Origin of the sequence: Gracilinema caldarium DSM 7334, from assembly GCF_000219725.1 — a bacterium.
In the GTDB taxonomy this organism is placed as follows: domain Bacteria; phylum Spirochaetota; class Spirochaetia; order Treponematales; family Breznakiellaceae; genus Gracilinema; species Gracilinema caldarium.
On record NC_015732.1, the window covers coordinates 968,704 to 993,174 of the forward strand.

23 protein-coding genes are annotated in these 24,471 nt (G+C 46.5%); 18 read left to right on the plus strand and 5 right to left on the minus strand.

Going from position 1 to position 24,471, the window contains the following annotated elements:
• Window positions 1-42: 42 nt before the first annotated feature.
• Entirely contained in the window at window positions 43-2,295 is a 2,253-nt protein-coding gene (locus SPICA_RS04465) for a GGDEF domain-containing protein (protein ID WP_041396142.1), read from the plus strand.
• Between the two features lie 90 nt (window positions 2,296-2,385).
• On the opposite strand, the gene SPICA_RS04470 is transcribed toward SPICA_RS04465, so the two are convergent.
• Complete coding sequence (locus tag SPICA_RS04470) at window positions 2,386-2,823, minus strand: response regulator (protein WP_013968345.1); 438 nt, start codon at window positions 2,821-2,823, stop codon at window positions 2,386-2,388.
• A gap of 86 nt (window positions 2,824-2,909) precedes the next feature.
• Here SPICA_RS04470 and SPICA_RS04475 point away from each other — a divergent pair, with 86 nt between their 5' ends.
• Window positions 2,910-4,043: a vWA domain-containing protein gene (locus tag SPICA_RS04475; RefSeq protein WP_013968346.1), complete on the plus strand. Its 1,134-nt coding sequence runs from the start codon at window positions 2,910-2,912 to the stop codon at window positions 4,041-4,043.
• 60 nt (window positions 4,044-4,103) lie between these two features.
• Here SPICA_RS04475 and SPICA_RS04480 read toward each other — a convergent pair whose 3' ends face one another.
• Both SPICA_RS04480 and SPICA_RS04485 read right to left on the minus strand, forming a co-directional pair.
• Window positions 4,104-4,502, minus strand: a complete 399-nt coding sequence (locus SPICA_RS04480) for an outer membrane protein assembly factor BamD (protein ID WP_013968347.1) — start codon at window positions 4,500-4,502, stop codon at window positions 4,104-4,106.
• Window positions 4,503-4,613: 111 nt separating this feature from the next.
• On the minus strand, window positions 4,614-4,952 hold the full coding sequence (locus SPICA_RS04485) for a hypothetical protein (RefSeq protein ID WP_013968348.1): 339 nt from the start codon (window positions 4,950-4,952) through the stop codon (window positions 4,614-4,616).
• Between the two features lie 506 nt (window positions 4,953-5,458).
• Here SPICA_RS04485 and argJ point away from each other — a divergent pair.
• The 6 genes from argJ to SPICA_RS04515 all read left to right on the plus strand — a co-directional run bounded on the left by argJ (window position 5,459) and on the right by SPICA_RS04515 (window position 12,735).
• Complete coding sequence (argJ, locus tag SPICA_RS04490) at window positions 5,459-6,685, plus strand: bifunctional glutamate N-acetyltransferase/amino-acid acetyltransferase ArgJ (RefSeq protein WP_013968349.1); 1,227 nt, start codon at window positions 5,459-5,461, stop codon at window positions 6,683-6,685.
• 36 nt (window positions 6,686-6,721) lie between these two features.
• Window positions 6,722-7,624: an acetylglutamate kinase gene (gene argB / locus SPICA_RS04495; RefSeq protein WP_013968350.1), complete on the plus strand. Its 903-nt coding sequence runs from the start codon at window positions 6,722-6,724 to the stop codon at window positions 7,622-7,624.
• Window positions 7,617-8,795 carry an aspartate aminotransferase family protein gene (locus tag SPICA_RS04500; RefSeq protein WP_013968351.1) on the plus strand — a complete coding sequence of 393 codons (1,179 nt, stop codon included), beginning with the start codon at window positions 7,617-7,619 and terminating at the stop codon, window positions 8,793-8,795. The genes argB and SPICA_RS04500 overlap by 8 nt, the downstream gene beginning before the upstream one ends.
• Window positions 8,796-8,830: 35 nt before the next feature.
• Window positions 8,831-10,090 (plus strand): argininosuccinate synthase, encoded by a 1,260-nt coding sequence (locus tag SPICA_RS04505; RefSeq protein ID WP_013968352.1) that lies wholly within the window; start codon window positions 8,831-8,833, stop codon window positions 10,088-10,090.
• Window positions 10,091-10,093: 3 nt separating this feature from the next.
• The gene (argH, locus tag SPICA_RS04510; RefSeq protein ID WP_013968353.1) at window positions 10,094-11,476 is read left to right on the plus strand and encodes an argininosuccinate lyase; all 1,383 of its coding nucleotides are present in this window, start codon (window positions 10,094-10,096) and stop codon (window positions 11,474-11,476) included.
• A gap of 131 nt (window positions 11,477-11,607) precedes the next feature.
• On the plus strand, window positions 11,608-12,735 hold the full coding sequence (locus tag SPICA_RS04515) for an ATP-binding protein (protein ID WP_013968354.1): 1,128 nt from the start codon (window positions 11,608-11,610) through the stop codon (window positions 12,733-12,735).
• Between the two features lie 29 nt (window positions 12,736-12,764).
• Here the strand turns inward: SPICA_RS04515 and tdh are convergent, their stop codons facing one another.
• On the minus strand, window positions 12,765-13,787 hold the full coding sequence (gene tdh, locus SPICA_RS04520; RefSeq protein ID WP_013968355.1) for an L-threonine 3-dehydrogenase: 1,023 nt from the start codon (window positions 13,785-13,787) through the stop codon (window positions 12,765-12,767).
• A 103-nt stretch (window positions 13,788-13,890) separates the two neighbouring features.
• Here tdh and SPICA_RS15410 point away from each other — a divergent pair, with 103 nt between their 5' ends.
• Genes SPICA_RS15410 through rocF form a run of 4 tightly spaced genes read left to right on the plus strand, consistent with a single transcriptional unit; the run spans window position 13,891 to window position 17,232 of the window.
• Window positions 13,891-14,037 (plus strand): hypothetical protein, encoded by a 147-nt coding sequence (locus SPICA_RS15410; protein ID WP_156789624.1) that lies wholly within the window; start codon window positions 13,891-13,893, stop codon window positions 14,035-14,037.
• A 33-nt stretch (window positions 14,038-14,070) separates the two neighbouring features.
• Entirely contained in the window at window positions 14,071-15,549 is a 1,479-nt protein-coding gene (gene gltX / locus SPICA_RS04525) for a glutamate--tRNA ligase (RefSeq protein WP_013968356.1), read from the plus strand.
• 16 nt (window positions 15,550-15,565) lie between these two features.
• Window positions 15,566-16,327 carry a DUF6675 family protein gene (locus SPICA_RS04530; RefSeq protein ID WP_013968357.1) on the plus strand — a complete coding sequence of 254 codons (762 nt, stop codon included), beginning with the start codon at window positions 15,566-15,568 and terminating at the stop codon, window positions 16,325-16,327.
• Window positions 16,324-17,232 (plus strand): arginase, encoded by a 909-nt coding sequence (rocF, locus tag SPICA_RS04535; protein ID WP_013968358.1) that lies wholly within the window; start codon window positions 16,324-16,326, stop codon window positions 17,230-17,232. Before SPICA_RS04530 ends, rocF begins: the two co-directional genes overlap by 4 nt.
• A gap of 87 nt (window positions 17,233-17,319) precedes the next feature.
• On the opposite strand, the gene SPICA_RS04540 is transcribed toward rocF, so the two are convergent.
• On the minus strand, window positions 17,320-18,102 hold the full coding sequence (locus SPICA_RS04540; RefSeq protein WP_013968359.1) for a hypothetical protein: 783 nt from the start codon (window positions 18,100-18,102) through the stop codon (window positions 17,320-17,322).
• Between the two features lie 176 nt (window positions 18,103-18,278).
• Between SPICA_RS04540 and SPICA_RS04545 the strand changes: the two genes are divergently transcribed.
• The 6 genes from SPICA_RS04545 to SPICA_RS04570 all read left to right on the plus strand — a co-directional run bounded on the left by SPICA_RS04545 (window position 18,279) and on the right by SPICA_RS04570 (window position 24,457).
• A complete protein-coding gene (locus tag SPICA_RS04545; protein WP_013968360.1) occupies window positions 18,279-18,845 on the plus strand; it encodes an NUDIX hydrolase in 567 nt (188 codons plus the stop codon).
• A 162-nt stretch (window positions 18,846-19,007) separates the two neighbouring features.
• The gene (locus tag SPICA_RS04550) at window positions 19,008-20,399 is read left to right on the plus strand and encodes a glycine--tRNA ligase (RefSeq protein ID WP_013968361.1); all 1,392 of its coding nucleotides are present in this window, start codon (window positions 19,008-19,010) and stop codon (window positions 20,397-20,399) included.
• Between the two features lie 651 nt (window positions 20,400-21,050).
• The gene (locus SPICA_RS04555; RefSeq protein WP_013968362.1) at window positions 21,051-21,779 is read left to right on the plus strand and encodes a DUF5714 domain-containing protein; all 729 of its coding nucleotides are present in this window, start codon (window positions 21,051-21,053) and stop codon (window positions 21,777-21,779) included.
• Window positions 21,766-22,872 (plus strand): hypothetical protein, encoded by a 1,107-nt coding sequence (locus SPICA_RS14720; RefSeq protein WP_013968363.1) that lies wholly within the window; start codon window positions 21,766-21,768, stop codon window positions 22,870-22,872. Before SPICA_RS04555 ends, SPICA_RS14720 begins: the two co-directional genes overlap by 14 nt.
• A gap of 20 nt (window positions 22,873-22,892) precedes the next feature.
• Window positions 22,893-24,149, plus strand: a complete 1,257-nt coding sequence (locus tag SPICA_RS04565; RefSeq protein ID WP_013968364.1) for an ATP-grasp domain-containing protein — start codon at window positions 22,893-22,895, stop codon at window positions 24,147-24,149.
• Entirely contained in the window at window positions 24,143-24,457 is a 315-nt protein-coding gene (locus SPICA_RS04570) for a hypothetical protein (protein ID WP_013968365.1), read from the plus strand. The genes SPICA_RS04565 and SPICA_RS04570 overlap by 7 nt, the downstream gene beginning before the upstream one ends.
• The last annotated feature ends 14 nt before the right edge of the window (window positions 24,458-24,471 follow it).

Sequence of the window (24,471 nt, forward strand, 5' to 3'; positions counted from 1 at the left end):
ACAAAGGGAGAGACTTCATTTTCAGTATCCCAAGGGTATGTAATGGAACATAATATATATACAGAACTGGTACAGGAACTGAATAAGGAATTGGAAATAGCCTGGAAACTATCTAGTGCTCATCCGATTCTAGCAATCGAAAAGGTTGAAACCCTCTTTCATCGTGCAGAAGAACTGCAGTATCAGAAGGGTAAAGCTTGGGCTCTGCTTATAAAGTCAAGAAGTGCTTTTATGATGTCTAATATGGAACTTGCTAATAGCTCAGTTAACAAAGCTATTTCGATGTTTCAAAAAGATAATGAAATATCGAGCCTTGCTGAAGCCTTTTTAATTAAATCAGCCATTTCCCTTAAACAAGGATCCCTAGATAAGGCTTTAAACGCTGCTACAAAAACCCTTGAAATAGCAAAATCCTGTAATGACATACTACTCGAAGCTAGAGCTGAGAATGGTCTTGGAGAGGTTTTGTTAAAAGCAGGAGCGGTCCATGAAAGCTTGGAATATCTCATGCAAGCTTCATCGTATCTTAAGAAGTTAGAAAACAATTTTAAACAAGAAAGTTCTGATATAGTATTTTCTGAAGATGAATATAGCCCTGCCGATGATGAAATATTAAATTTACACGCACGGCTTTTTTATAACTTAGGGAATGCGTTCCTGAGCATTGGTGAAACTAATAATGCCATTGAGCATTTTGAGTTGGCCCTTGAGTCCACCGAGCAAAATCAGGATAACACATTGGAATTGTTAATTTATAAAGGCCTCTCTATTGCATATCGAAGAAATGGAAATAGATCGAAGGCTCAAGATCTTCTATTTCATGCGATTGAATTTGCGCAAACTTTACAGCAGGATCTAATGCTTCTTGAATTATACCTGGAACAAGCGCTCATTCTTATTGAGGCGGATATTTACCCGGAGGCTATAGAAACCCTATCTCGGGTTATAGCCGAGGGGGAAAAAAATCGACTCCTTCCATTACTGTCAGAAGCCTACCGGCTTCGTTCCCTGGCCTATGAATTGATGGGCGATGCCGCCGCTGCTCTTGAAGACTATAAACAATTTCATAAAAATCAGGAAGCAATTTCAGGAGAACAAATTGCACAGAGTAAGCGGGATGCAGAAATCATCTTTGAGCTGGAACGGTCAAAAAATGAAGCAGAAATATACCGACTGCGTATTGTGGAACTTCGGCAGCATAAAGAAGAATTAGAACAGAGTAATAAACGGTTACATGCGGTTATGGAAATTGGCCGGGTGGTTACCGCATCCTTAGACTTACAGGAAATTGCCAGAACTGTCTATGAAAGCCTATCTATGTTGATAGACGTCTCAGGTTTTTCCTTAGCCCAGAACGATGAGGCTCATAACCAGATTCACTTCATCCTCTTTATAGAGGCTGGAAAACTCCACGAGCCCTTTACTATTACAGCCGATAGCAAGGAAAGCTTTGCCGCTTATGTGATTAAGAACAAGGAGCTTATTAAGCTCGATAATATTGAGTTAGAATATAAAAAGTATGTTGAACATGTTTCGCTGTTTGGAGATCGTAAAACAAAATCTTTGATTTTTGCTCCCTTCTTAATTGGCGGTAAGGTTCTTGGGGCAATTAGTGTACAAAGTATGAAGGAGCGAGCCTATACCGATGAAGATGTAGAACTGTTACGATTGGTCAGCAATTATATTGCAATAGCTTTAGAAAATAGCCAGAATCATGCCGAGTTACTAAGGCTCAATGAAGCGTTGCGTGCTGAAAAAGAAGCTCTAGAACAACTTACTAAAAAGGTGAGCCGTCTTGCAAATCATGATGGTTTAACGGGATTGCCGAATCGGCTTCTCTTGGGGGAATTACTTGATAAGGCAATACTCCGTGCAGCACGGCATGAAACTATGGTGGCTGTTTTTTTTCTCGATTTAGATAACTTTAAACCAATCAATGATCGCTTCGGTCATCATACAGGTGATTTAGTGCTTATTGAAGTAGCCCATCGATTCAAAAATGCCCTCAGGGCTATGGATGTTATTGCCCGAGTCGGGGGAGATGAATTTGTAGCTCTACTGACAGATTTGCAGGATTTTGAATCTTCAATTGTTGTAGCAGAAAAATTATTAAATACCCTTAACGATCCCATCTATATTGAAAATATGCCCTGTAATTTAGGGGTATCCATAGGGATAGCTCTTTTCCCTAAGGATGGAAAACAAGGTGACGATCTTCTTCGGAAAGCAGATGAAGCAATGTATGAGATTAAGCGAAAAAATAAAAATGGGTACGCTTTTTATCAGAAAAAATAAAAGCCGGGACAGAAGCATTCTCCCGTCCCCGCCATAGATACTAGATGTTTTAAAACTAGATGTTTTAAAACACAGGCTCTGAGAAAGAACTTATTTTTTTAATACCGAGACGACCCGTTCAAGTACCTTCTTACGGTCCAATGGTTTTACAATATAGCTTTTTGCACCCAGAAGTAACGATTTTTTTACCACATCTTCCTTTCCAAGGGCACTGACCATAATAACTACGGCGTTTTTATCAAATTCAAGTATTTTTTCAAGGGCCGATACACCATCCATGACCGGCATAGTAATATCCATGGTCACCAAATCTATATTAGGATAAAGCTCTTTGTATTTCTCTATTCCCTGTAAGCCATCGGTAACAGCAGCAACAACTTCAAAACCCTCAGAGGTTAAGATTTGCCCCAATTGTTTTGCAATAAACATTGAATCGTCTATAATAAGTACCCGATAGGGTGTTCCATCTGGCTTTATACCATCCGGTTCCTTCTCATTGATACTGGGCATATCGCTTTTGGCAATCATGCGGTATCCTCCTAATTAAGTTATAACCTAACTTACAATTTAATTCAAGGGAAAAGCCGGGAATCATAATTTTAAAAAGAATTAGCATGAAACATGCCGATAAGTATGTTATGCAAGGCAAAGCCGTTAAATTATTGCTAATACTCGTTATAAACGTTCCTCTTGTTGCACTTGATTTATTAGTTTCCCCAAATGATGTACGTATTGAACAAAGGGTTGATGGAGGTTACCATCTCTTTATCCGAAAAAAGCCTGATATCGCCTCGGTGTTGCTTGCTGAATCCACCAGGGATCCGACGTTGAAGGCTGATAACTATGCCTATCGAGCACCGGAATGGAATCCTATAAATGGTGATGAAATCCGTTATCTTGATGGCAAACCTATCCCAAAGGAAAGCAACATCTGGTCCCTCATCGATTCCACTCCCGAACCAGACCTTGAGTTTGGCCAAGCATTCCATATTTATATCCCTTATATTCTCAATTATGGATATAGCTGGACTCGGCATGGAGAAATCTATGTGGTCGATGGTACCTACCTGAATATCCGGGCCTTTGAAAAACCCTATGCAGACTATCAAGGCGCCTATAAAGACAATCCTTTCGTGCTTCGAGTAGTACAGAAACCCCTCGAAGGTCCTCCGGATGGGAACTTTATGAAGGATACAATAGCATCCTTTGCCGAAATTGCCGCAGCAGGGAAGGGTGAACTGGTCTATTCCACCGGTGTGGATGATATAGTTCCTAAAATGAAAAAGATTCTTGAGACCGTACAGGGTAAATCGGTCGATCTTGTGGTTGCTCTGGATACGACCGACAGTATGCGGGATGATATCGATTCAGTACGAGCTATGCTTATCCCCATGCTTCAGGAGATTATTAAGAACTATTCTTTTTTTAGAATTGGCATGGTACTATACAAGGATTATTTCGAAGAATATCTGAATAAGGTAATTCCTTTTACGAGCGATTTTACCAGTTTTCAGCGAACCTTGAATGCCATACGAGTTGGCGGCGGCAGAGATATTCCCGAAGCGGTCTATGAGGCCCTTTATGTGGCATGTACCAAATTCCCCTGGATGGCAGAAGAAAAACTCATCATATTGATAGGCGACGCCCCGCCTCATCCACGGCCTCGGGGAGATATAACCAAAGAAATGGTCGAAAAAGCAGCAGCCGAAAGGAATCTTAAAATTAACGTTATGATATTGCCACAGTAAAAAGATTATAACAGGGAATTGAAATATACACTTTCGGCTTTTTCAATTCCCATATAGTATTTATTTCCGCTCCAGTTCCATCTTAGCGAGAACCTTTTCTGAAAGAATTTTATACTGGGTTGGGAGAAACTCTGCATCCACTGCTTCATACCGTTTAAGAAGCGCAGAAAAGCCAGCTTTTGCTTCGGCATATTTTTTCTGCTTGTATTTTATAAAGGCAATTTCGTATTCAGCGGTACAGATCATTTCAATATTGTCAGAATAACGGTCTAAAATTGCCTGGTAGTATTGAATCGCTACTTCGTATTGGTTTTTATCGGTTGCATCCTGGGCACGCTGTACCAGTTCCATAGGAGTGAGATCTTCAGGAATTACGACTGGTGTTGATGTACAGGAAAGAAACGATCCTGCAATTATGATAAGAACAACGATAAATAAAGTAAAGGTGTTTTCACGCATACCTTAGGATATACCATGCTTTAAAAGGAATGACAAGAACAGTGTTCTGCTTTCTAGGGACCCTTAAAAAAGGCCGGTTACCAGGGGATCCCTCGATAACCAGCCCATCATTTAACGAACGTATAGCTCATCCCTGACCGGGAGGGTTTTCTTTAATTCCCGCATGAATTCCCGGGGGTCGCCCATTTCCTCGTAGGCATCGCAGTAGCTTAAGCTGCGCCGGGATACGGTACAATATTTATATATCTTCTCTTCACCCAGCTTTTTGCGCCATTTCCCCGCATCACAGCGTACCCGTAAAAAGTACCGTTCGTCCCCATCGGGACTGGAAGGTACCACCTTGCAGTGAATGCAGTTGGCACAGTAAATCTTGCCGCTCAGAGCCGCGTCATCGTCAAAGTCCACACCGTGAGGTTCAACTTCAACTTCCGATTCAATGGTGTCCAGCATAGCCTTCCCCCTTTTAGTAATGTTGGAAGTATAACCCCCCTTTAACTGAACAGTCAAATTTTAGTTACTGTTGTTCAGTTAAAGTTAATGTATAAATATGCTAAAACAGATGAAAGGTCAAGAGGATTCTGTGGTTATTCTGATAAAATTTATATTAAAAACGTTTGTGTTTTGTTTATTTATTCATTGTAATGCAATAAAATGTCATTTTTCTCTAAAATCAACAAGAATATTATTTCATTATTAAGACATTGACAGGAATTTATATTTATGCATATTTATACCTATGAAATTGCATCACCGGCGTCTCCGTAAAATCTAACCCACCTTTAAAGCCCCTGCTAGGGTCATGCAAGCTGTTATACTACAACTAGTATGCTAACGGCCTGCTCTCTTTGGTGCCTCTAAAAATCTACATGAGTTTTTAAGGTGCCCTTTATCCGGAATAATAGTATAATTGATGATTAGTTAAGAAAACGTGATCAAACAAGGAAGAAGGAGCTAATATGAAACAGATACAGGGCGGCCTTTGTGCCCCGCAAGGCTTCCGTGCTGGAGGGGTATGGTGCGGTATCCGAAAAAAGAATGATAAACGGGATCTCGCCCTCATTGTATCCGATACGGTCTGTACCGCCTCAGGTATGTATACAACCAACAAGGTTAAGGCTGCTAGCGTACTGGTAACCCAAGAACATCTGATGAAAGGGCAGTGTCAGGCTATCATCTGTAATTCGGGCAATGCCAATGCCTGTACCGGCGAAGCAGGGCTCGATGCTGCTCGCCGCATGGCCCGGGCTGCAGGATCTGCCCTTGGAATCGATCCTGCTCTTGTTGCTGTGGGCTCTACTGGTGTTATTGGGGTTCCCCTGCCGGTGGAAAAGGTCGAAAAGGCCATGCCGGAACTCCTCTTTGTCCTTTCTGCCGATTACCCGGGCCATTCAGCGGCTCTGGAAGCAATCATGACCACCGACACCCGTAAAAAGGAAATAGCCCTGGAGTTCGAGCTTGACGGTAAACCGGTCCGCATCGGGGCTGTAGCCAAAGGCGCAGGGATGATACATCCCAACATGGCTACCATGCTGAGCTTTATTACCACCGACGCCGCCATAGCACCGGCCATGCTGGATAGTGCCCTGCGACTGGCGGTCCGCCGTTCCTTTAACCGGGTCACCGTCGATGGGGATACCAGTACCAACGATATGGTTCTTATCCTCGCCAACGGCAAAGCCGGAAATACTCCCATAGAAAAGGATTCTGCCAATTTTCAACGGTTTAGCGCCGCATTGGAACAGGTGAGCATCAACCTGGCCCGAGCTATTGCCCGGGATGGGGAAGGGGCTACGAGGCTTGTTACCTGCACCGTAAAGGGCGCAAAGGACGAAGAATGCGCCGAAATACTGGCCAAGTCCGTGGTCGGTTCAAGTCTGGTAAAGGCCGCCTGTTTTGGGGCCGATGCCAACTGGGGCCGCATTCTCTGTGCCATGGGGTATTCCGGCGCAGACTTTGAACCGGACACGGTGTCGGTCCGCTTTAGAAGCACCGCAGGAGAAGTTGCGGTCTGCAAGGGGGGCGCTTCAATACCCTTTTCAGAAGAACTGGCCAAGAGAGTCCTTTCGCAGGAAGAAATTGAAATACTCATCGATATAATCAATTCGGGGACCTCCAGCGCCACCTGCTGGGGCTGTGACCTGACCTACGACTATGTGAAAATAAACGGTGATTACCGCTCGTAACAGGTATTGAGCGAAGGATGCAGAAGGAGAGCCATCGTGAAGGAATTTTCTGTCAGTAACGAAGACCGGGCCCAGGTGCTTATCCAGGCATTGCCCTATATTCAAAAATTTATGGGCAAGACCATTGTGGTAAAGTACGGCGGGAACGCCATGATTAACGAGGACCTAAAGTCAGCGGTCATCCAGGATGTGGTCCTCATGGCCTGTGTGGGAATCCGAACGGTTCTGGTCCACGGCGGGGGCCCTGAGATTGAATATATGCTTCGGAAAATCGGTAAGGAAAGCCGTTTTGTGAATGGTCTCCGGTATACCGATGAAGAAACCATGGAAATTGTCCAAATGGTGCTGGCCGGAAAGGTAAACAAAGACATTGTTTCCCTGATACAGCAGGCCGGAGGCCAGGCTCTTGGACTCTGCGGTCTCGATGGGGGACTCCTTCAGGCCCGAAGGTTGGTTTCTTTTGAAGGAGACCTGGGCCTCGTGGGCGACATTAGCACCGTAAAAACCGCGGTTCTGGAGGACGTTCTGGAGCGGGGCTATATTCCTGTTATTTCTACCGTAGCCCAGGGAATTGATGATGCGGCTGGACATGCGCTGAACATCAACGCGGACACGGCTGCTGCCCGGATTGCCGCAGACCTTGGGGCGGAGAAGCTCATCCTCATGACCGATGTTCGGGGCATACTGAAGGATGTGAAGGACCCTGATTCACTCCTGCAGGAAATTCAACGTTCAGAACTCGATAGCCTTATTAAAGAAGGCATAGTCAGCAAGGGAATGATTCCCAAAGTAGACTGCTGCCGTCTTGCCCTGGATGCGGGGGTACGGAAGGCCCATATCATAGATGGCAGAATCCCCCATGCCCTGCTTTTGGAACTCTTTACCGATGAAGGTATTGGAACCCAGGTTGTAAATGAGGGCGGAACATCCCATGAATAGTTTTATGAATACCTACCACCGGCTTCCGGTGGTGTTTACCAAGGGTTCAGGTGCCCGGCTTACCGACAGTCAGGGCAAAACCTATGTCGACTTTACCTCCGGTATTGCGGTGAACTGTCTGGGGCATAATCACCCGGCCCTGGTCAAAGCCATCAACGACCAGGCCGCGCGGCTCATCCATACATCAAACTACTTTCTCAGTGATACATCCATCGCCTTCGCAGAACGGCTTGTGCAGGCCTGTAAATCCGTGGGAATGGAACGGGTCTTTTTATGCAATTCCGGTGCTGAAGCAAACGAAGGGGCCATTAAAATAGCCCGCAAGTATTCTCAAAGCCGGTATGGTAATGGCCGCCACCGGATTGTTACCTTAAAGGGCAGTTTCCACGGCAGAACTCTGACGACCCTCTCTGCGACCGGACAGGACCGGTTTCATCCGGACAGTTTTGCGCCTTATACCGAAGGGTTTATATTTGTGGAGCCCCATGACATCCCCGCCATGGAAAAAGCCCTGGACGGGACCGTGGCGGCGGTGCTCATGGAACCCATTCAAGGGGAAAGCGGCATCCGGCCCCTCGATGCCGCTTATGTACAGCGTGTAGCCCAGCTTTGCAGGGAACGGGATGTACTCCTCATGTTCGACGAGGTTCAATCCGGCGTCGGCAGGACCGGAACCTTTTTAGCTTCTGAAATCTATCAGGTTCAAGTTGATGTAGTGACCCTGGCTAAGGGGCTTTCCGGCGGTGTGCCTGTCGGGGCTGTTCTGGCGGGTCAAAAAACGGCGGAAACCCTCGGAGTGGGAGACCATGGCAGTACCTTTGGGGGCAACCCGCTGGCCGCAGCGGCGGGCCTCGCGGTGCTTTCGGTGGTGGACCAGCCGGCCCTGCTGGCGGAAATTAGCCGGAAAGGGAACCATATTATGGAAACTATTCGGGCCTGGAAACATCCGGCGGTGCGGGAAGTGCGGGGAAGGGGCCTTATGATTGGCATCGATATTGCCGGTGATGCCTGGCCGGTACTGGAAGCGGCCCTGCAACAGGGACTTTTGCTTTTGTCGGCGGGGCAGAAAACCCTGCGGCTTCTCCCCCCCTATATCATTACCGATGATGAAATAGATGAGGGTCTTAAGATCCTTAGGTCTATTCTGGATACTATATCCCTCGGCGCATAGTTCCAAGGGTACAATTCCTATACAAGGAGAAAGAGATGAAAAAGAAGATTGTGTTAGCCTATTCTGGCGGTCTGGATACGACGGTTATTATTCCCTGGCTCAAAGAAAACTATGACTGTGACATTATAGCGGTCTGCGTGGATGTGGGGCAGGAAGCGGATTGGGAAACCATTAAACAGCGAGCCCTGACTACCGGTGCGTCAGCATGCTATGTGGCGGATGTAAAAAAGGAATATGTAGAGAACTATGTGTGGCCCGCCCTTAAGGCCGGGGCTGTATACGAAGATAAATACCTCTTGGGTACCAGCACCGCCCGGCCCCTCATTGCCAAGGTCCTCGTGGAATATGCCCGGAAGGAAAAGGCTGTCGCCATAGCCCATGGTGCTACCGGCAAGGGAAACGACCAGGTCCGTTTTGACCTGGGTATTATGGCCTTTGCTCCGGACCTGGAAATCATCGCCCCCTGGCGGACCTGGGACATTAAAAGCCGGGAAGAGGAAATTGAATACCTGGAAAAACGGGGCATCCCGGTTCCCATGAAAAAGAGCGATTCCTACAGCCGGGACGACAACCTGTGGCATATTTCCCACGAAGGACTCGAGTTGGAGGACCCCGCCAACGAGCCCAACCTGGAGCGGATGCTTAAGATGACCGTTCCCCCTGAAAAGGCTCCTGACAAGGCCGAATATGTGGAAATAGAATTTGAACAGGGTATTCCGGTTGCGGTAAATGGCAAGCGGATGGATGGGGTAAGCCTCATTAAAACCCTGAACAAGATTGGCGGTGCCCATGGGGTTGGTATCGTGGACCTGGTGGAAAACCGGGTGGTCGGCATGAAGAGCCGGGGCGTCTACGAAACCCCCGGCGGGGCCATCCTTTATTATGCCCACCAGGAACTGGAACACCTCTGTCTGGACCGGCAGACCTATGCCTTTAAGCAGATGGTAAGCCAGAAGATGGCCGAAGTTATCTACGGCGGCCTCTGGTTTACCCCCTTGCGGGAAGCCCTCAGTGCTTTTGTCGATTCCACCCAGCGGACCGTAAGCGGCAAGGTGCGGCTTAAGCTGTATAAGGGCTCCATCAGCGCCGCGGGCAGCACATCCCCCTATTCCCTCTATAATACGAGCATCGCCAGCTTCACCACCGGCGAGCTGTACAACCATGCCGACGCCAAGGGCTTTATCCGCCTGTACGGCCTTCCTGTGCTGGTCCGTGCCCTGATGGAACAAGGTTTTGTTAAGGGAACCCAGCATATTGATGGAACTGAAGCGAAGTCTTCAGGCGTAGCGGGGTAGGCTATGGCCCAGGTCTTGTGGTCCGGCAGGCTTGAGGAAAAACCCGATGCGGAAGCCCTTGCCTTTGAGTCTTCCATCGCAGTGGATAGCCGTCTTGCCCAGGAAGACATAACCGGAAGCCGTGCCCATGTGGCCATGCTGGCTAAGCAGGGTATCATCCCCGCCGAAGCCGCCCAGGCCATCGATACAGAACTGGGGCGGATTTCCCGGGAACTTGCCGAAGGAAAAATTTCCATCGACCAGGAGGCGGAGGATATTCATTCCTTTATCGAAGGGCTTCTCACGGAGCGGCTTGGCGACGTGGGCCGCATGGTCCATGCGGGCCGGAGCCGGAACGACCAGGTGGCGGTGGACCTGAGGCTCTACTTAAAGGGGGTTGTCCCCGAAATAGCCGAAGAAATCCGGGCCACCTGCCAAACCCTGCTGGACCTGGCGGAACAGCACCTGGAGACCCTGATGCCGGGCTATACCCATCTTCAGCGGGCCCAGCCGGTCAGTCTGGCCCATCACCTGGTGGCCTGGACTGCGGGACTCGAACGGGACCGCGGGCGCTTTTTGGATGCCCTCACCCGGCTTGATGAATGTCCCCTGGGTTCGGGGGCTTTAGCCACATCCACGCTGACCCTGGATCGGTATGAGACCGCCCGAGGCCTTGGCTTTCCGAGACCTACGGTCAATTCCATGGATTCGGTGGCTGACCGGGACTTCGCCCTGGAACTGGCCGGAGCCTGTGCCATACTGGCCACCCACTTGTCACGGTTTTGCGAAGATGTAGTCCTCTGGGCTACAGAAGAATTTGGGTTTATCAATCTAGCGGAACAGTGGAGTACCGGTTCTTCCATCATGCCCCAGAAAAAGAATCCCGACTTCGCCGAGCTTATCCGGGGCAAGACGGGTAGACAAATTGGCAATCTGGTGACCCTGCTTACCCTCTTAAAGGGACTTCCCTATGCCTATGACCGGGACCTGCAGGAAGATAAGGAAGCCCTCTTCGATGCCCTGGATACGGCCCGGGCTACCCTCAGAATGTTCCGTCCCATGATGGCCACCGCCCAATTCCGCAAGGATAGGATGGAAGCCGCCTGCGTCGGTGGCTTCCTGGAAGCCACCGATGTGGCCGAATACCTGGTGCGGAAGGGGCTCCCCTTCCGTAAAGCCCACGAGGTAGCCGCCCAGGTTGTGCGGGACTGCGGAGCCGCCGGACAACGGAGTATCGCAGAGCGGACCCTGGAGGAGCTGCGCAGCCGCTCTGAACTTTTTGATGCAGACCTCTACGAAGTGATACGTCCCGGCACAGCCCTCCGCAACCGTTCCCGGTCCGGCGGCCCCGCCCCTGAGGCTGTCCAGGCTCAAATCGCCGAACTGCGCCGCCGGCTCGAGAAGTAGGGCACCTCAAAAACTGAAGTTTTAAAACCCCAGTAGAAAAATCAGGAGTAAGACTCCATAAATTATTATAAATTTATGGAGTTTAACTCCATAAATTTGACAAATATTGCAGAATAGCCTAAGTTGATAGTATGTTTTTACGAGCCTATGAACCATTAGAGAAACATCTTGAAGTGGGCAAAGCGCTGATTATATTTGGTCCCCGTCGTACTGGAAAAACCACAATACTGCAGCAGTTTTTAAAGAAAACTCATAAAAGATATAAATTAGACTCAGGCGATAATATTAGAGTCAGGGACATCCTTGGATCACAGGACTTTTCACGGATTATTTCATATCTCGAAGGTTATGATATATATGCTATAGATGAGGCTCAGAATATTCCTTCTATCGGTATGGCCCTAAAAATTATTGTAGATCAATGTCCGAATATGCAAGTGGTGGTTACGGGCTCTTCATCTTTTGAGCTAGCTGGACAAATTGGAGAACCACTAACCGGTCGTAAAAAGACCTTCATATTGTATCCTATGTCACAATTAGAGTTACTGCAGAGCTATAACCGCTTTGAACTCACAGAGGGATTATCGGATTTTTTGGTTTTTGGTTCCTATCCAGAGGTACTTACCGCCAGTACGTATAATAAAAAAAAAGAGCTCCTGTATGAGTTGACCCAGTCCTACTTATTAAAAGATATATTAGCTTTTGATAAGATTAAACATTCCAGGACTTTACTAGATTTATTAATGTTGCTGGCCTATCAAATTGGTAACGAGGTTTCATTAAATGAATTGGCCACTAAGCTTAATATTGATGTAAAAACAGTCCAGCGATATCTCGATCTACTTGAAAAAACTTTTGTTATTATAAGGTTTAATGGCTTTAGCAGAAATCTTCGGGATGAAGTAACCAATAAGGCAAAATATTATTTTATAGATACTGGTATCCGCAATGCACTCATCAATCAATTTAATCCTTTAGATATGCGGAATGATCAGGGTGCGCTCTGGGAGAATTTTATGCAGGTTGAACGTATTAAGTACAGAACATACAAAGGAATGTATGCTCATTCTTATTTTTGGCGAACCTATCAACAACAGGAAATAGATTTAATAGAAGAATACGAAGGTAAACTCCATGCTTTTGAGTTTAAGTGGTCATCAAAAAAACAAGTAAGACCGCCAAAAACATGGAGTACTGCCTATCCTGATGCGGATTATAAAGTTATCACCCCCGAAAACTACCAATCGATAATACTATAGCATTTGATCATGGAGATCATTTTTGCTCCTCAGTCCAGGCTGAGCACCACCTTGCCGCTTTGGCCGCTTAACATCGCATCAAAACCCTTTTGATATTGGTCAAAAGGAAGCCGATGGGTAATGATCGGGGCGATGTTTAAGCCGCTTAAGAGCATGGCCTGCATCTTATACCAGGTTTCAAAAATTTCCCGGCCATAAATACCCTTTAGGTGCAGGCCCTTAAAAATAACCTGGTCCCAGTCAATCTTTGTTTCAGGGGGCAGAATACCCAGGAGGGCAATCCTGCCGCCGGGGTACATACCCTCGAGCATCGATTCAAAGGCGGTGCCGGAGCCGGACATTTCGAGCCCAATGTCAAAGCCCTTCATCCCTTCGCGCTCAATAAAGGCCTTTACCGAGTCTTTTGTTACATCAATCGTGTGGGTCGCACCCAGCTTCATCGCAAGCTCGAGCCGCCAGGGGTTTACATCGGTTACCACAACCCGCCGGGCTCCCACATGCCGGCTGATTGCGGCGGCCATACAGCCGATGGGGCCTGCGCCGGTAATGAGCACATCTTCGCCAATCATTTCAAAGGATAGGGCCGTATGGGTTGCATTCCCATAGGGATCAAAAATCGCCGCCACATCATCGGGTATCGAAGGATGTACCCTCCAGGCATTCGATGCGGGCAGGGCCAGGTATTCGGCAAAACAGCCGTCCCGGTTTACCCCAACCCCAATCGTATTAGGACAGAGGTGCCGTCGCCCCGCAAGGCAGGACCGGCAGGTGCCGCATACAATGTGGCCTTCACCAGAAACCCGCTCGCCAACCTGCCAGCCTGTTACCGAAGACCCGATTTCTACAATTTCGCCTACAAATTCATGGCCAATTACCAGGGGCGGCCGGATATGTTTCTGGGACCAGGCATCCCATTTATAGATATGCACATCGGTCCCGCAAATGGCTACTTTTTTTATTTTAATAAGGAGGTCATTGGGCCCCACCTTCGGTATGGGTACGTCCATCATACGGACCCCTACGCCAGCTTCATGTTTCACAATTGCTTTCATACAAGCCTCCAGATGAAATTATAATCGAGGGTGGGGAAAAAGAAAACAGTAGAGTCACTAGGCCTGCGCTCAGGGGGATAGGGCTCTTACTGGGGGTCCTGTCGTGGGAAAGCCATGGGGTCCCCTGTTTCCCCATGGTTTCCCCCGCCACCCCCGCAGCCTTTTTACTATCCCCCTGGGCGCAGGCCCGCTCATATCGGGGGGCCTTATTTCGAGCCGGTCTTCCCGTTTTGCCACTGAATCGGTATAATAGGCCCTCTATTATTACCCACGGGAGATTTATATGGAAGTTCGCGTTCGCTATGCCCCATCGCCGACGGGGCTTCAGCATATTGGAGGGGTACGGACCGCCCTCTTTAACTATCTTTTCGCCCGGTCTAAGGGCGGAAAGTTTATTCTGCGCCTGGAAGATACGGATCAGACCCGGTATGACCCAGCCTATGTTCAGAACCTCTATGATACCTTTAACTGGCTCGGTATTCACTGGGATGAAGGCCCCGATGTGGGCGGTCCTGCGGCACCCTATATTCAATCCCAGCGTTTTGCCCTGTATAAGGAATATGCGGAAAAACTCGTAGCCATGGGGCAGGCTTATTACTGTTTCTGCACCGAAGATCGGCTCGAGAAGATCCGGAAAGAACGGGAAGAGTCCAAATCCAGCGAAACCGGATACGACCGGCACTGCCGCGCCTTGGATCCCGCTGAGGCCGCAAAGCGGGCTCAAGCCGGGGAAAGCCACGTAATCCGCCTTAAAATCCCCCTCGGAGAGGTAACCCGTTTCCATGATCACCTCTTAGGTGATATTGAATGGAAGAATGATGATGTAAATCCCGATCCGGTACTGCTGAAATCCGACGGTTTTCCCACCTATCACCTGGCCAACGTGGTGGATGATCACCTGATGCAGGTTACCCATGTACTCAGAGCCCAGGAATGGATACCCTCCACACCCCTGCATGTCATCATGTATAAGGCCTTTGGCTGGGATCATCCTGAGTACTGCCATCTCCCCATGGTTATGGGCCAGGACGGTAAAAAGCTCAGCAAGCGTCATGGAGCCACCAGTATTGATGAATTCCGCCGACAGGGCTATCTGCCTGAGGCTCTTATCAATTATGTGGCCCTCCTGGGTGCTTCCTATGAAGAAGGCAAGGATATCTATACTGTAGCCGAACTGGCAGAACGCTTCAGTCTGGATAAGCTTAACAAGGCCCCCGCAATTTTTGACTATAAAAAGCTGGAATGGTATAACGGCCAATATATCCGGATGAAATCCGATGCTGAACTGGCGACCCTCATCGAACCCTATGCCGTATCCTCTGGTCTTTTTGGCGAACCTGGAACAGCACCCTCAGAAGCACAACGGTCGCTTTTTGTGGCCGCCATGCCCCTCATTAAAGAGCGGCTCAGTTTTCTCCATGAAGGTCCGGCCAAGCTCACCTATCTTTTTGATGAACCTGCCATGCCGCAAAAGGAAGAGTTCTTTCCTAAAAAGGCCGACCTGGCAGTTGCCATCAATCTGCTTACCATGGTCCGTGAATTAGTTCCGGCCATGGCCAGGCAGTCCGATGAAGCATCGGAAGCCATGGTAAAGCAGTATGCCGAAGAAAAACAGGTAAAGATGGGGGACCTCATGATGCCCCTCCGGGTTGCCATTACCGGCAGCCGGGTGAGTCCGCCCCTCTTTGGTTCTATAAAGCTTCTCGGCGAAGCAAAAGCTCTGGCCAGGGTTGACCGAGCTTTAGAATATCTCCGTTCTTAGCTAGAGCATGAATTTCATGAAGCAGAGAAAACTGGCCATTATTCTTATTTATTCATTATTTCTGCAAAATCTACAGCAAAACTTGCATGGTCAGGCTTTCTCTGCTTCCAAGCCTTCACTGGACCTTTCGTTTCTTCCTCAGGAACTGCAACAGGATCTGCAGGAATCCGGTTTTCTTACGTCCTTCCGTATGAAACCCAAGACCTTGAAACTGGTACCATTTTTCTCAGGTCGTAGTGATTTTATACGCCGTCATGAAACATTGGAACCCCATGCAGTACAGGAGGCTCTGTTCCTATTATCACCTCGACCCATAGCAACCAATAAAAATAATCTCTATAAACTACTCATGGAAGCTCCCAGTCTCGCCGGTTTAAGCTACAATCGAAAAAAGGGTGGACCTGTTCTCCTCTTCCGGAACGTCCGGTTTATCACTACTCCTGACCCTGTTACACTTGAAGCGATTATCCAGGTGGAAGATACCGAATTTGGAACCATCAAATTTAAAACTAGTCTCGAATATGATGAAACCAAGATAATACTAAAAATGATAAATCTCGACCCGCTCTCATATCTGGTGTTTCCTGCTGTACCACCAGGCCAGGCTCTGGTAGATATCGTATACGGTATGGGCCCTGGAGCATCTTTTGTATATACTGCCTGGAGTGTTCGGGCTTATCTTTTTATACCCTCCGCCGCAACAGTGGAGACCCCGCTATATCGGCGGGCAATCAGTCTTAAAAACTGGTTTATAAGTTTATTGGAGACATTAGAATGAACATCCGTGTGATTGAGCTTCCCCTCGATTTTGGTGCTAACCGGCGCGGCAGTGATATGGGGCCTTCGGCCATGCGGCTCGCAGGGCTAAAGCAGGTACTCACTGAGCTAGGCCATACCTGTGAAGAGTCCTTCCCCGGCATTTCGGTCCCCGCCCAGGAATTTCTGGAAGAAGGCGATCCCCAGGTCAGATTCCTCAAGCCCATTGCAGAAGCCTGTACGGCCCTAGCAGAGCGGGTAGAGCAGGCGGTCGATGCCGGAGCCTTCCCCCTGGTGCTGGGCGGGGACCACTCCATCGCCATCGGCACCCTCTCTGGCCTTGGTGCTGCCTACAGAAAACGGAACCTCCGCTGGGGAACCCTCTGGATCGATGCTCATGGAGATTTTAACACCCCTGAATCCACCCCTTCCGGGAATATCCATGGTATGTCCCTTGCCATTGCCTGCGGCTATGGCCACCCCGATTTGGTTAATCTCTATGGAAAATTCAGAAAACTGGACCCCGCCAACGTAGCCCTTGTGGGGGTCCGTGATCTGGACCCCCTGGAAAAGGTGAATATGCGGGAGGCCGGTGTTACGGTCTTTACTATGACCGAAGTTGACCGCTTAGGTATTGCGGAAACCGCCCGCCAACTTGTAGCTTTTTTTACATCCCGGGTGGATCGGCTTCATGTGAGCGTGGATATGGATGTGATGGACCCCATGATTGCTCCCGGGGTGGGTATTCCACTTCCTGGAGGTTTCTCATACCGGGAAGTACTGTTATTGGCGGAGGAACTGGCTTCATCGGGCATTTTGGCTTCCGCTGAATTGGTAGAAGTAAACCCCGTCCTCGATGTTCGCAACCAGACCGCCCGGATGGCTGTAGAAATTGCAGGGCGGCTTTTAGGTTCGAGGGTATATTAACAATAACCTGGGAAAAGCAATACATAACTTTTCCCAGGCTTATTTAACTACAGCATGTATTTAACTAAACGATAGAAAAGGTTTTTATTATTGAATTGGTATCCCTGCTGCAAAGCCAAGTGTGAAAGCTCGGTTAGTATCTAACGCATCAGTCAGCATTGCATCAATAACAAATTTGTATTTTCTAAGAGAAGGAGAAGCGGCAAGGTCGATTCTTATACCAGTGTTTAAACTACCCCGTTGGTATGCATTTGATCCCACAGCCTGTACACTGTAAGAAAAGTTAGAAAAATCAGTAATCCAATGAATATAGTTTTGAAAAACTTTGGGAAAAAGTAGTAAATCAAAGCCCATACCAAAATCAATATTAGAGTCATTGCTATCTTTAATAAAGGTTTTTCCTACTACCACTGTAGTCTCGGCAGGCATATTAAAAAAGGTTGATGGATAGGTTGCTGCAAGGTAGATTTGGGTAGCGTTCGAACTTGAGCCACCTTGTTGTAACATTTGAAAATTGGTACCAACTGCTACTGCAGTCCCAGAGGTTGGCAACTGAATTTTACCACCGATTAATGTATCCCCATTGTCATCGCCAATTTGATTATCATAGGCAAAGGATAGCTCTACCCGTTTAAAAAGACTGACACTTGCAGCCCCAATATGGGCAATTTCACTATCTTCAAAAATTCCATGATATCCCAAATCTACACCTATATCGGCACTTTTTTCCCATCCAATTCGTCCGTTGGGAATAGATATAAGTCCGGTTGAACCATTTAAACTCATGCCTTTAAGAGATTGAGCCGAAATGGTGGGTATTAATCCGATAACCAGCACAAAGGAAACCAAATAAAACGTAACTTTGTTCATCGTTTTCTCCTTACCTCATAGTTAAGAAAATGTATTAAAAATATAACGTGTCTCACGCTATAATTCAATTATTATACAATAAATTATTCTTATAATAACAACAAAGATATATAAATCAATATACTGACCAAGCGTTTTGATGGTAATGCTTCTCATTTTAGAGTATAACTATTAGTATGGACAAAGCATCCAATTCAAACTGGTATGAAAAAAGTCGTAAACGACTTTTTGAGTGTTCTATGTTCTCTGTTTTTGAAGCAGAACGGTATACTAATAAAAATAACCCCGGGACCTTTTATCTTATAGATGCCCCTGACTGGGCTGGAGTCATCCCGGTGGTGAATACCCCCGAAGGCCGTAAATTTGTTATGATAGAACAGTATCGCCATGGCACGGGCCGCAGGTCTATAGAATTCCCCGGCGGCATCATCGATGCCGGTGAAGACCCGGTTTTAGCCATTTCGCGGGAATTACTAGAAGAAACAGGCTATGCGGCGGAAATGATCATTCCCCTCGGATCTCTTTCTCCAAATCCCGCCATGATGACCAACCATTTCCATGCCTTTGTGGCGGAGGACTGCCATTTGGTCCAGGAACCCCATCTCGATGAACATGAGGACATCCAGGTCCTCCTGGTGCCAGAAGACGAAGCCATCAATCTTGTGGGGGGCGAAGAGATGGGCCACGCCCTCATGACCGCCGCCCTTTTCCTCTACTCCCGCTATTTGGGACGTTGTTTATGAAACAGTGCCCTTGTCATGCCTTGCCTGCTTTACTATAATCCCATCCATGTCCGGGACGTTCCGCTCCCTGCGGAATAGTAGCCGGACCATCTTTTTATATACGCACCTTCACACCGCGGAGGTGTATGCGAACGGCAGGCCCGTTTGCGCTAGGAGTATTTCATGGCTGAACAGCAAAACGAGTATCAAGGCAAGGCTACCATGGAGAAAATCACGTCCCTCGCCAAGCGACGTGGTTTTGTGTTTCAATCGTCGGAAATTTACGGCGGCCAGGCAGGCGCTTGGGACTACGGTCCCCTGGGCATCGAACTGAAAAACCGTATCGCCCAAACCTGGTGGAAGGAGATGACCCAGCTTCATGATGACATCGTCGGTCTCGATGCGGCCATCCTTATGCACCCCCGGGTATGGGAAGCCTCCGGTCACGTCGAAAACTTCACCGACCCCCTGGTGGACTGCAAAAAGTGTAAAGCCCGCTTCCGGGCCGACCAGATTGATCCCGAAAAGCTTGCTAAAAAGGAATGTCCCGAATGCGGCGGCGAACTGACCGATACCCGCAAGTTTAACCTCATGTTCAAAACCAACATCGGCGCCGTAGAAGACAGCTCCAGCGTTATCTACCTGCGCCCCGAAACCGCCCAGGGCATCTATGTAAACTATAAGAACATCATCCAATCCAATCGGATGAAAATCCCCTTCGGCATTGCCCAGATAGGCAAGGCCTTCCGGAACGAAATCGTCACCAAAAACTTCATTTTCCGCACCTGCGAATTTGAGCAGATGGAAATGCAGTTCTTTGTAAAACCCGGCACCGATGAGGAATGGTTCAACACCTGGCGGGACCGCCGCTGGAAATATTATGAAAAACTGGGCGTAAAAATGGACCACCTCCGCTGGCACCGCCACGGTCCGGACGAACTGGCCCACTATGCCAAGGACGCCTACGATATCGAATACCTCTTCCCCATGGGCTGGAAGGAACTCGAAGGGGTCCACAACCGCTCCAACTACGACCTGTCACGGCATATGCAGTTTAGCGGCAAGGACCTGCAATACATCGACCAGGACAACGGCAACGAACGGTACATCCCCTTCATCATCGAAACCTCCGCGGGCCTCACAAGAAGCCTCCTCATGCTCCTCTGCGACGCCTACGACGAAGAATACGTCGGCACCGGAGACCCGGCCACCTCGGATAAAAACTCCGACGACTGGCGCACGGTCCTCCGTTTCCACCCCAACCTGGCCCCCATCACCGTGGCGGTCCTCCCCCTCATGAAGAAGGACGGTCTGGCTGAACTCGCCCAGGATATCCGGGCCGAACTCAAGGAAGACTTCGCCACCGACTACGACCAGTCTGGAGCCATCGGCCGCCGCTATCGCCGCCAGGACGAAGCCGGCACCCCCTTCTGTGTCACCATCGATTACCAGTCCAAAGAGGATAACACGGTTACCCTCCGTTTCCGGGACTCCATGGAACAGGTTCGGGTGCACCGCTCTGAGCTGGTCCAGCGAATCCGCGCAGAAATTAAAAACTACAAGCGCACTAAATAAGAAAACCTATAGCAGCTCGGGAGATTCCCCATGGAGCTTCAAGGGGGGAAGTCTCCCCCTCGGCCCCACGCGGGGCCCCGCGCTGCCCCATGTAACGCACCGGTCTCGACGAGCCCGGTGCCGCCCGGAGCGACCGCTCCGCTGTCGCTCCGGCCGCCCCCACCGCCCCGGTGCTCCTTGTTGGTGCCTACCCCCTCTCATGAATTATTCCGAGCTATGAGCACAGGTACTTTAATAAAACCTGCCACCGGTCTGATGAAAAAATAAAAATGAACTTGACATATTTCAAAAATAGCTTTTATCCTAAAAGCACAAAACCAAAAGCTGCAGCTTGGTTTTTTAAAATAATAGGCCTAAAAAAGTAACGGAGGTTATTGTATGTACAAAGGGTTCTTTAAAACTCTGAAAAGGGTAATCGTTCTGTCTGTTTTCTTCCTTCCTTCTTTTCTTCCTTCCTTTTAGGAGCCTGTGCCTTTCCATTCAGTGGAGGCAGCCAGGGTGTAACACTTAATCCGGTATCTACCGAATTTCGAGAAATTGCGCAGAAAGGATATATGGGTGGTAGCGTAGTGTATAATCCTGAAGCTCCAGAAGCCGGGCATTTATATGCTTTTATGTATAAATCAACAAGGTAGATGGAGAAAAAACTCAATGATTAGTGGGAAATGCCTTGTGTGCGGTGCTAAACTAGAACATCGTGACGAAAGCATAATTGTCATGTGCTCTAAATGTGGAAAAAAAGAGAGGACATGTATTGTTTGTGAAAAAGAGCATTATCTTTGTAATGCTTGTGCAACTGAAACGGTGATGGCTAAAATCTTTCAAAAGATACCCGAGATTGATTGCCAAAATCCCTGTGATATAGGAGAAAAGCTTTTAATTGAATGTGGGTATGCTGGTAATTCTCCGCATTTTGTTGTTGCAATAGCTTTCTTGTTGGCTTTAAAGAATTTAAGTTTTGTAACGCTCGAAGATGTTTTTGAAGGAATGATGCGAGCTTCTCAAATTCCTGGTGGGTGGTGTGGATATTACGGCTCATGTGGAGCTGCAGTCGGATTGGGTGTTGCTGTTAGTATATTAACAAAAGCTACACCTATGACGGATAAGTCGCGTAGTATGGCAAATGAAGCTACAGCTGAAGGGCTAAAAATTGTGGCATCACAAGGTGGACCAAGGTGCTGTATAGGTTCTGTGCGTGGTGTTTTAGAAGCTGGAGTAAAGTATATAAAGGAAGCGCTCGGAATTGATTTTCCTACCCGAAGAATAGAAATAAAAAAATGCTGGGCAAGTAGGCTACAACCGGATTGTAAAAAGGAACGATGTCTTTTTTGGGAAAAAAACATAAGTAAAAATGGGAGGTGCGAAAATGGAGAATCTTAGAGAAATGTTACAGAAGATGATCAAAAGTGCGTTAAAACATAACAGTAATTTAGACTTGGCAAAAATGTTAGGAAGTGAAGAACATTTTTATTATTTTCCTTTAGAAAGCTTTCAAGGTAAAGAAAAAGTTTTGTTAATGGGATGCAATGGTATTAAATTTTTGAAAGATATTGTTTTAACGGCAGGGAAAGCGGGTAAAGTTATAATTGTGACAGAAAATAAGGATGAAAAAGAAAAAGTAGAAGAGGATTTAGAAGCAACTCAAAAGGAAATTGGTTTTTATAATTCTGAACTGGTTTTAGTAAGTTCATATGATCTGCGGGTTAACCCTGAATATATTGTAAAAGAATTATCGATGTTTCCTGTGCGTACTTTTAGCGATTATATAAATTTACAAAAAAAGATAGAAAATCAAAAAGAAGCTGAGCCTTTCTTGAACAATGAGAGTGTAGATATTGTTTATATTGATTTGCTAAATCGTTATAAGAAAGAATATGTCAATTTGTTGCTTAGCGAAGCATTTCGAATACTTAAAAGAAAGGGAATTCTTTTGATTAAGGTTTATTTGAGTGATGAACCACTAAAAAGTGCTGACTTAAATGTGTGTAACAATATGAAAATGCATTATATTCCTTTAGAAAATGAGATAGAAGAGGTTTTAGCATTACATGGATATATAGGAATGCGTTATCAATGGCGTGCAGAAATTCCGCAATTTATCCATAATAATATAGAGATAAGACCTTTTCTAATAGAGGCTTACAAAGGAGAGCAAGGACCTTGTTTTGAAAAGGGGCATGCAGTTTTTTATATTGGTCCTTGGAAAGAAGTGGTTGATGATGATGGGCATAGATTATATCGTGGTCAACGTATGGCTGTGTGTGAGAAAACATATAAAAATCTCACAAGTTGTAGTTATGAGGGGCAAATTATTGGTATTCCACCTTACAATGAAATTTCAGATGGAGATGTTCGACTTTTCGATTGCGATATTTCTGAAAAACGAAATCCTAAAGTGACAAAGGGGCTTAGACCACTTTTTGAAGGGGGGAATATATCTAAAAATGATATTAATGAGAGTAGTTGTTGTTAACATGATTAAGGAAGTTAAGTATGCAAGCTGATAATTATGTATTGTTTGTTTCTATTAGTAAATATCTAGATTATTATATCAACCTTGCTCATCGATTAGGGTACAAAGTTATTCTTTTAAGCAGAAAAATAGATATGGATGCGTTGATAATGGTAGATATTCCTGTAGAAATCGAATTAAACGATAAAGAATTGGTAATGCAAAAAGTCAAAGAATTGCGAAACAAGTTCTATATTTGTGCTGCATTTACAACAAATGAGTATCGTGTTCCTTTAGCAAAGGAGATCGCTGTGTTGCTTGGTTTGGCACACCCTGCCGATATTGATGCTGTTTTGCAATGCCGCAATAAGAAACTTACAAGGAACAAGTTGGCAGAAAAAGAAATTTCACCTGTTAGGTACCAAGTTGTGACTTGTAGTTGTAGTGCAAAAAAATTCGCGTCGGAAATTGGCTATCCTGTTGTTGTAAAGCCTTCTAATGATTCTGGAAGTCGTAACGTGTTTTGTTGCCGAAATGAAATTGAACTACTAGAGGCATTTAATATTATTACCAATGCTAAAGTAAATCAAGTAAATGAAGAACTTGATACAGATATTCTGGTAGAAGAATTTTTAGTTGGTCCAGAATATAGCGTGGAAGCTGGAACTGATGATGAAAAAACGGTTATATATTCTATTACCGCTAAGATTACAACTCCTCTTCCTTATGCTGTAGAGATTGGTCATTTAAGTCCTGCAAAATTAGATCCGCTTATAAAGCAACAAATGGAGGATTTGGTTATGCAGGCCATAGATGCTCTAGGTCTTAGAAGATGTGTAACACATACGGAAATCAAACTTACGCCTAAGGGGCCAAGGATTGTGGAAGTTAATGCTCGCCCGGGAGGTGATGAAATACCACGACTTGTACAGCTTACTACAGGTTACGATATTCGTCAGATTGCACTTTACTTGGCTTTAGGATATAGTCTTGAGGAAATGCCTCGTGATTCCGTTGTGGCAAGATCAGCAGCTATTCGGTTTTTTGTTAGTGATAGGGATGGTGAAGTTATGATATCTTATCCTAACAATATAAAAGATAATAATAACGTTGTGGAGTTGGAGTTTTATGTTCGTTCTGGTGACTGTGTTGCGAAAACGGTCGATAATTTCTCTCGTTTGGGTCATATTATTTGTTATGACCCAGAGGGTGAGATGGTAGATCAGCTTATTGATGCTTTAGTTGAACAAGTGCAAATTACTATAAATCCAAAAGAAAGAGGAGGATGTATATGTTAAATTTTATCTCACAATTGGAAAAAAGTTTTGCTGAATTTATTTCGGAAGCCTATCAAAACCAAACTCTTTGTAATAAAAGTAAGGTGATAGTGCTTTTGACATTTGCTCTTTCAGAAGAAAATCCAGAACTTGTAAAAGAGGGTCTTATAAAAGCAAAACAAGAAGGATTGACCAATGAAGAGATTGCACAAATTGAAGCAATAGTAATTGCATTGAAAGGCCGAAAAATTGTACATCTTCTGACAACAGGTTCTACAAAGCCTGGAAGTAACGAAGGGACGAACAAAAGTTCATGTTGCTGTCAATAATGAGGAATAGAGTT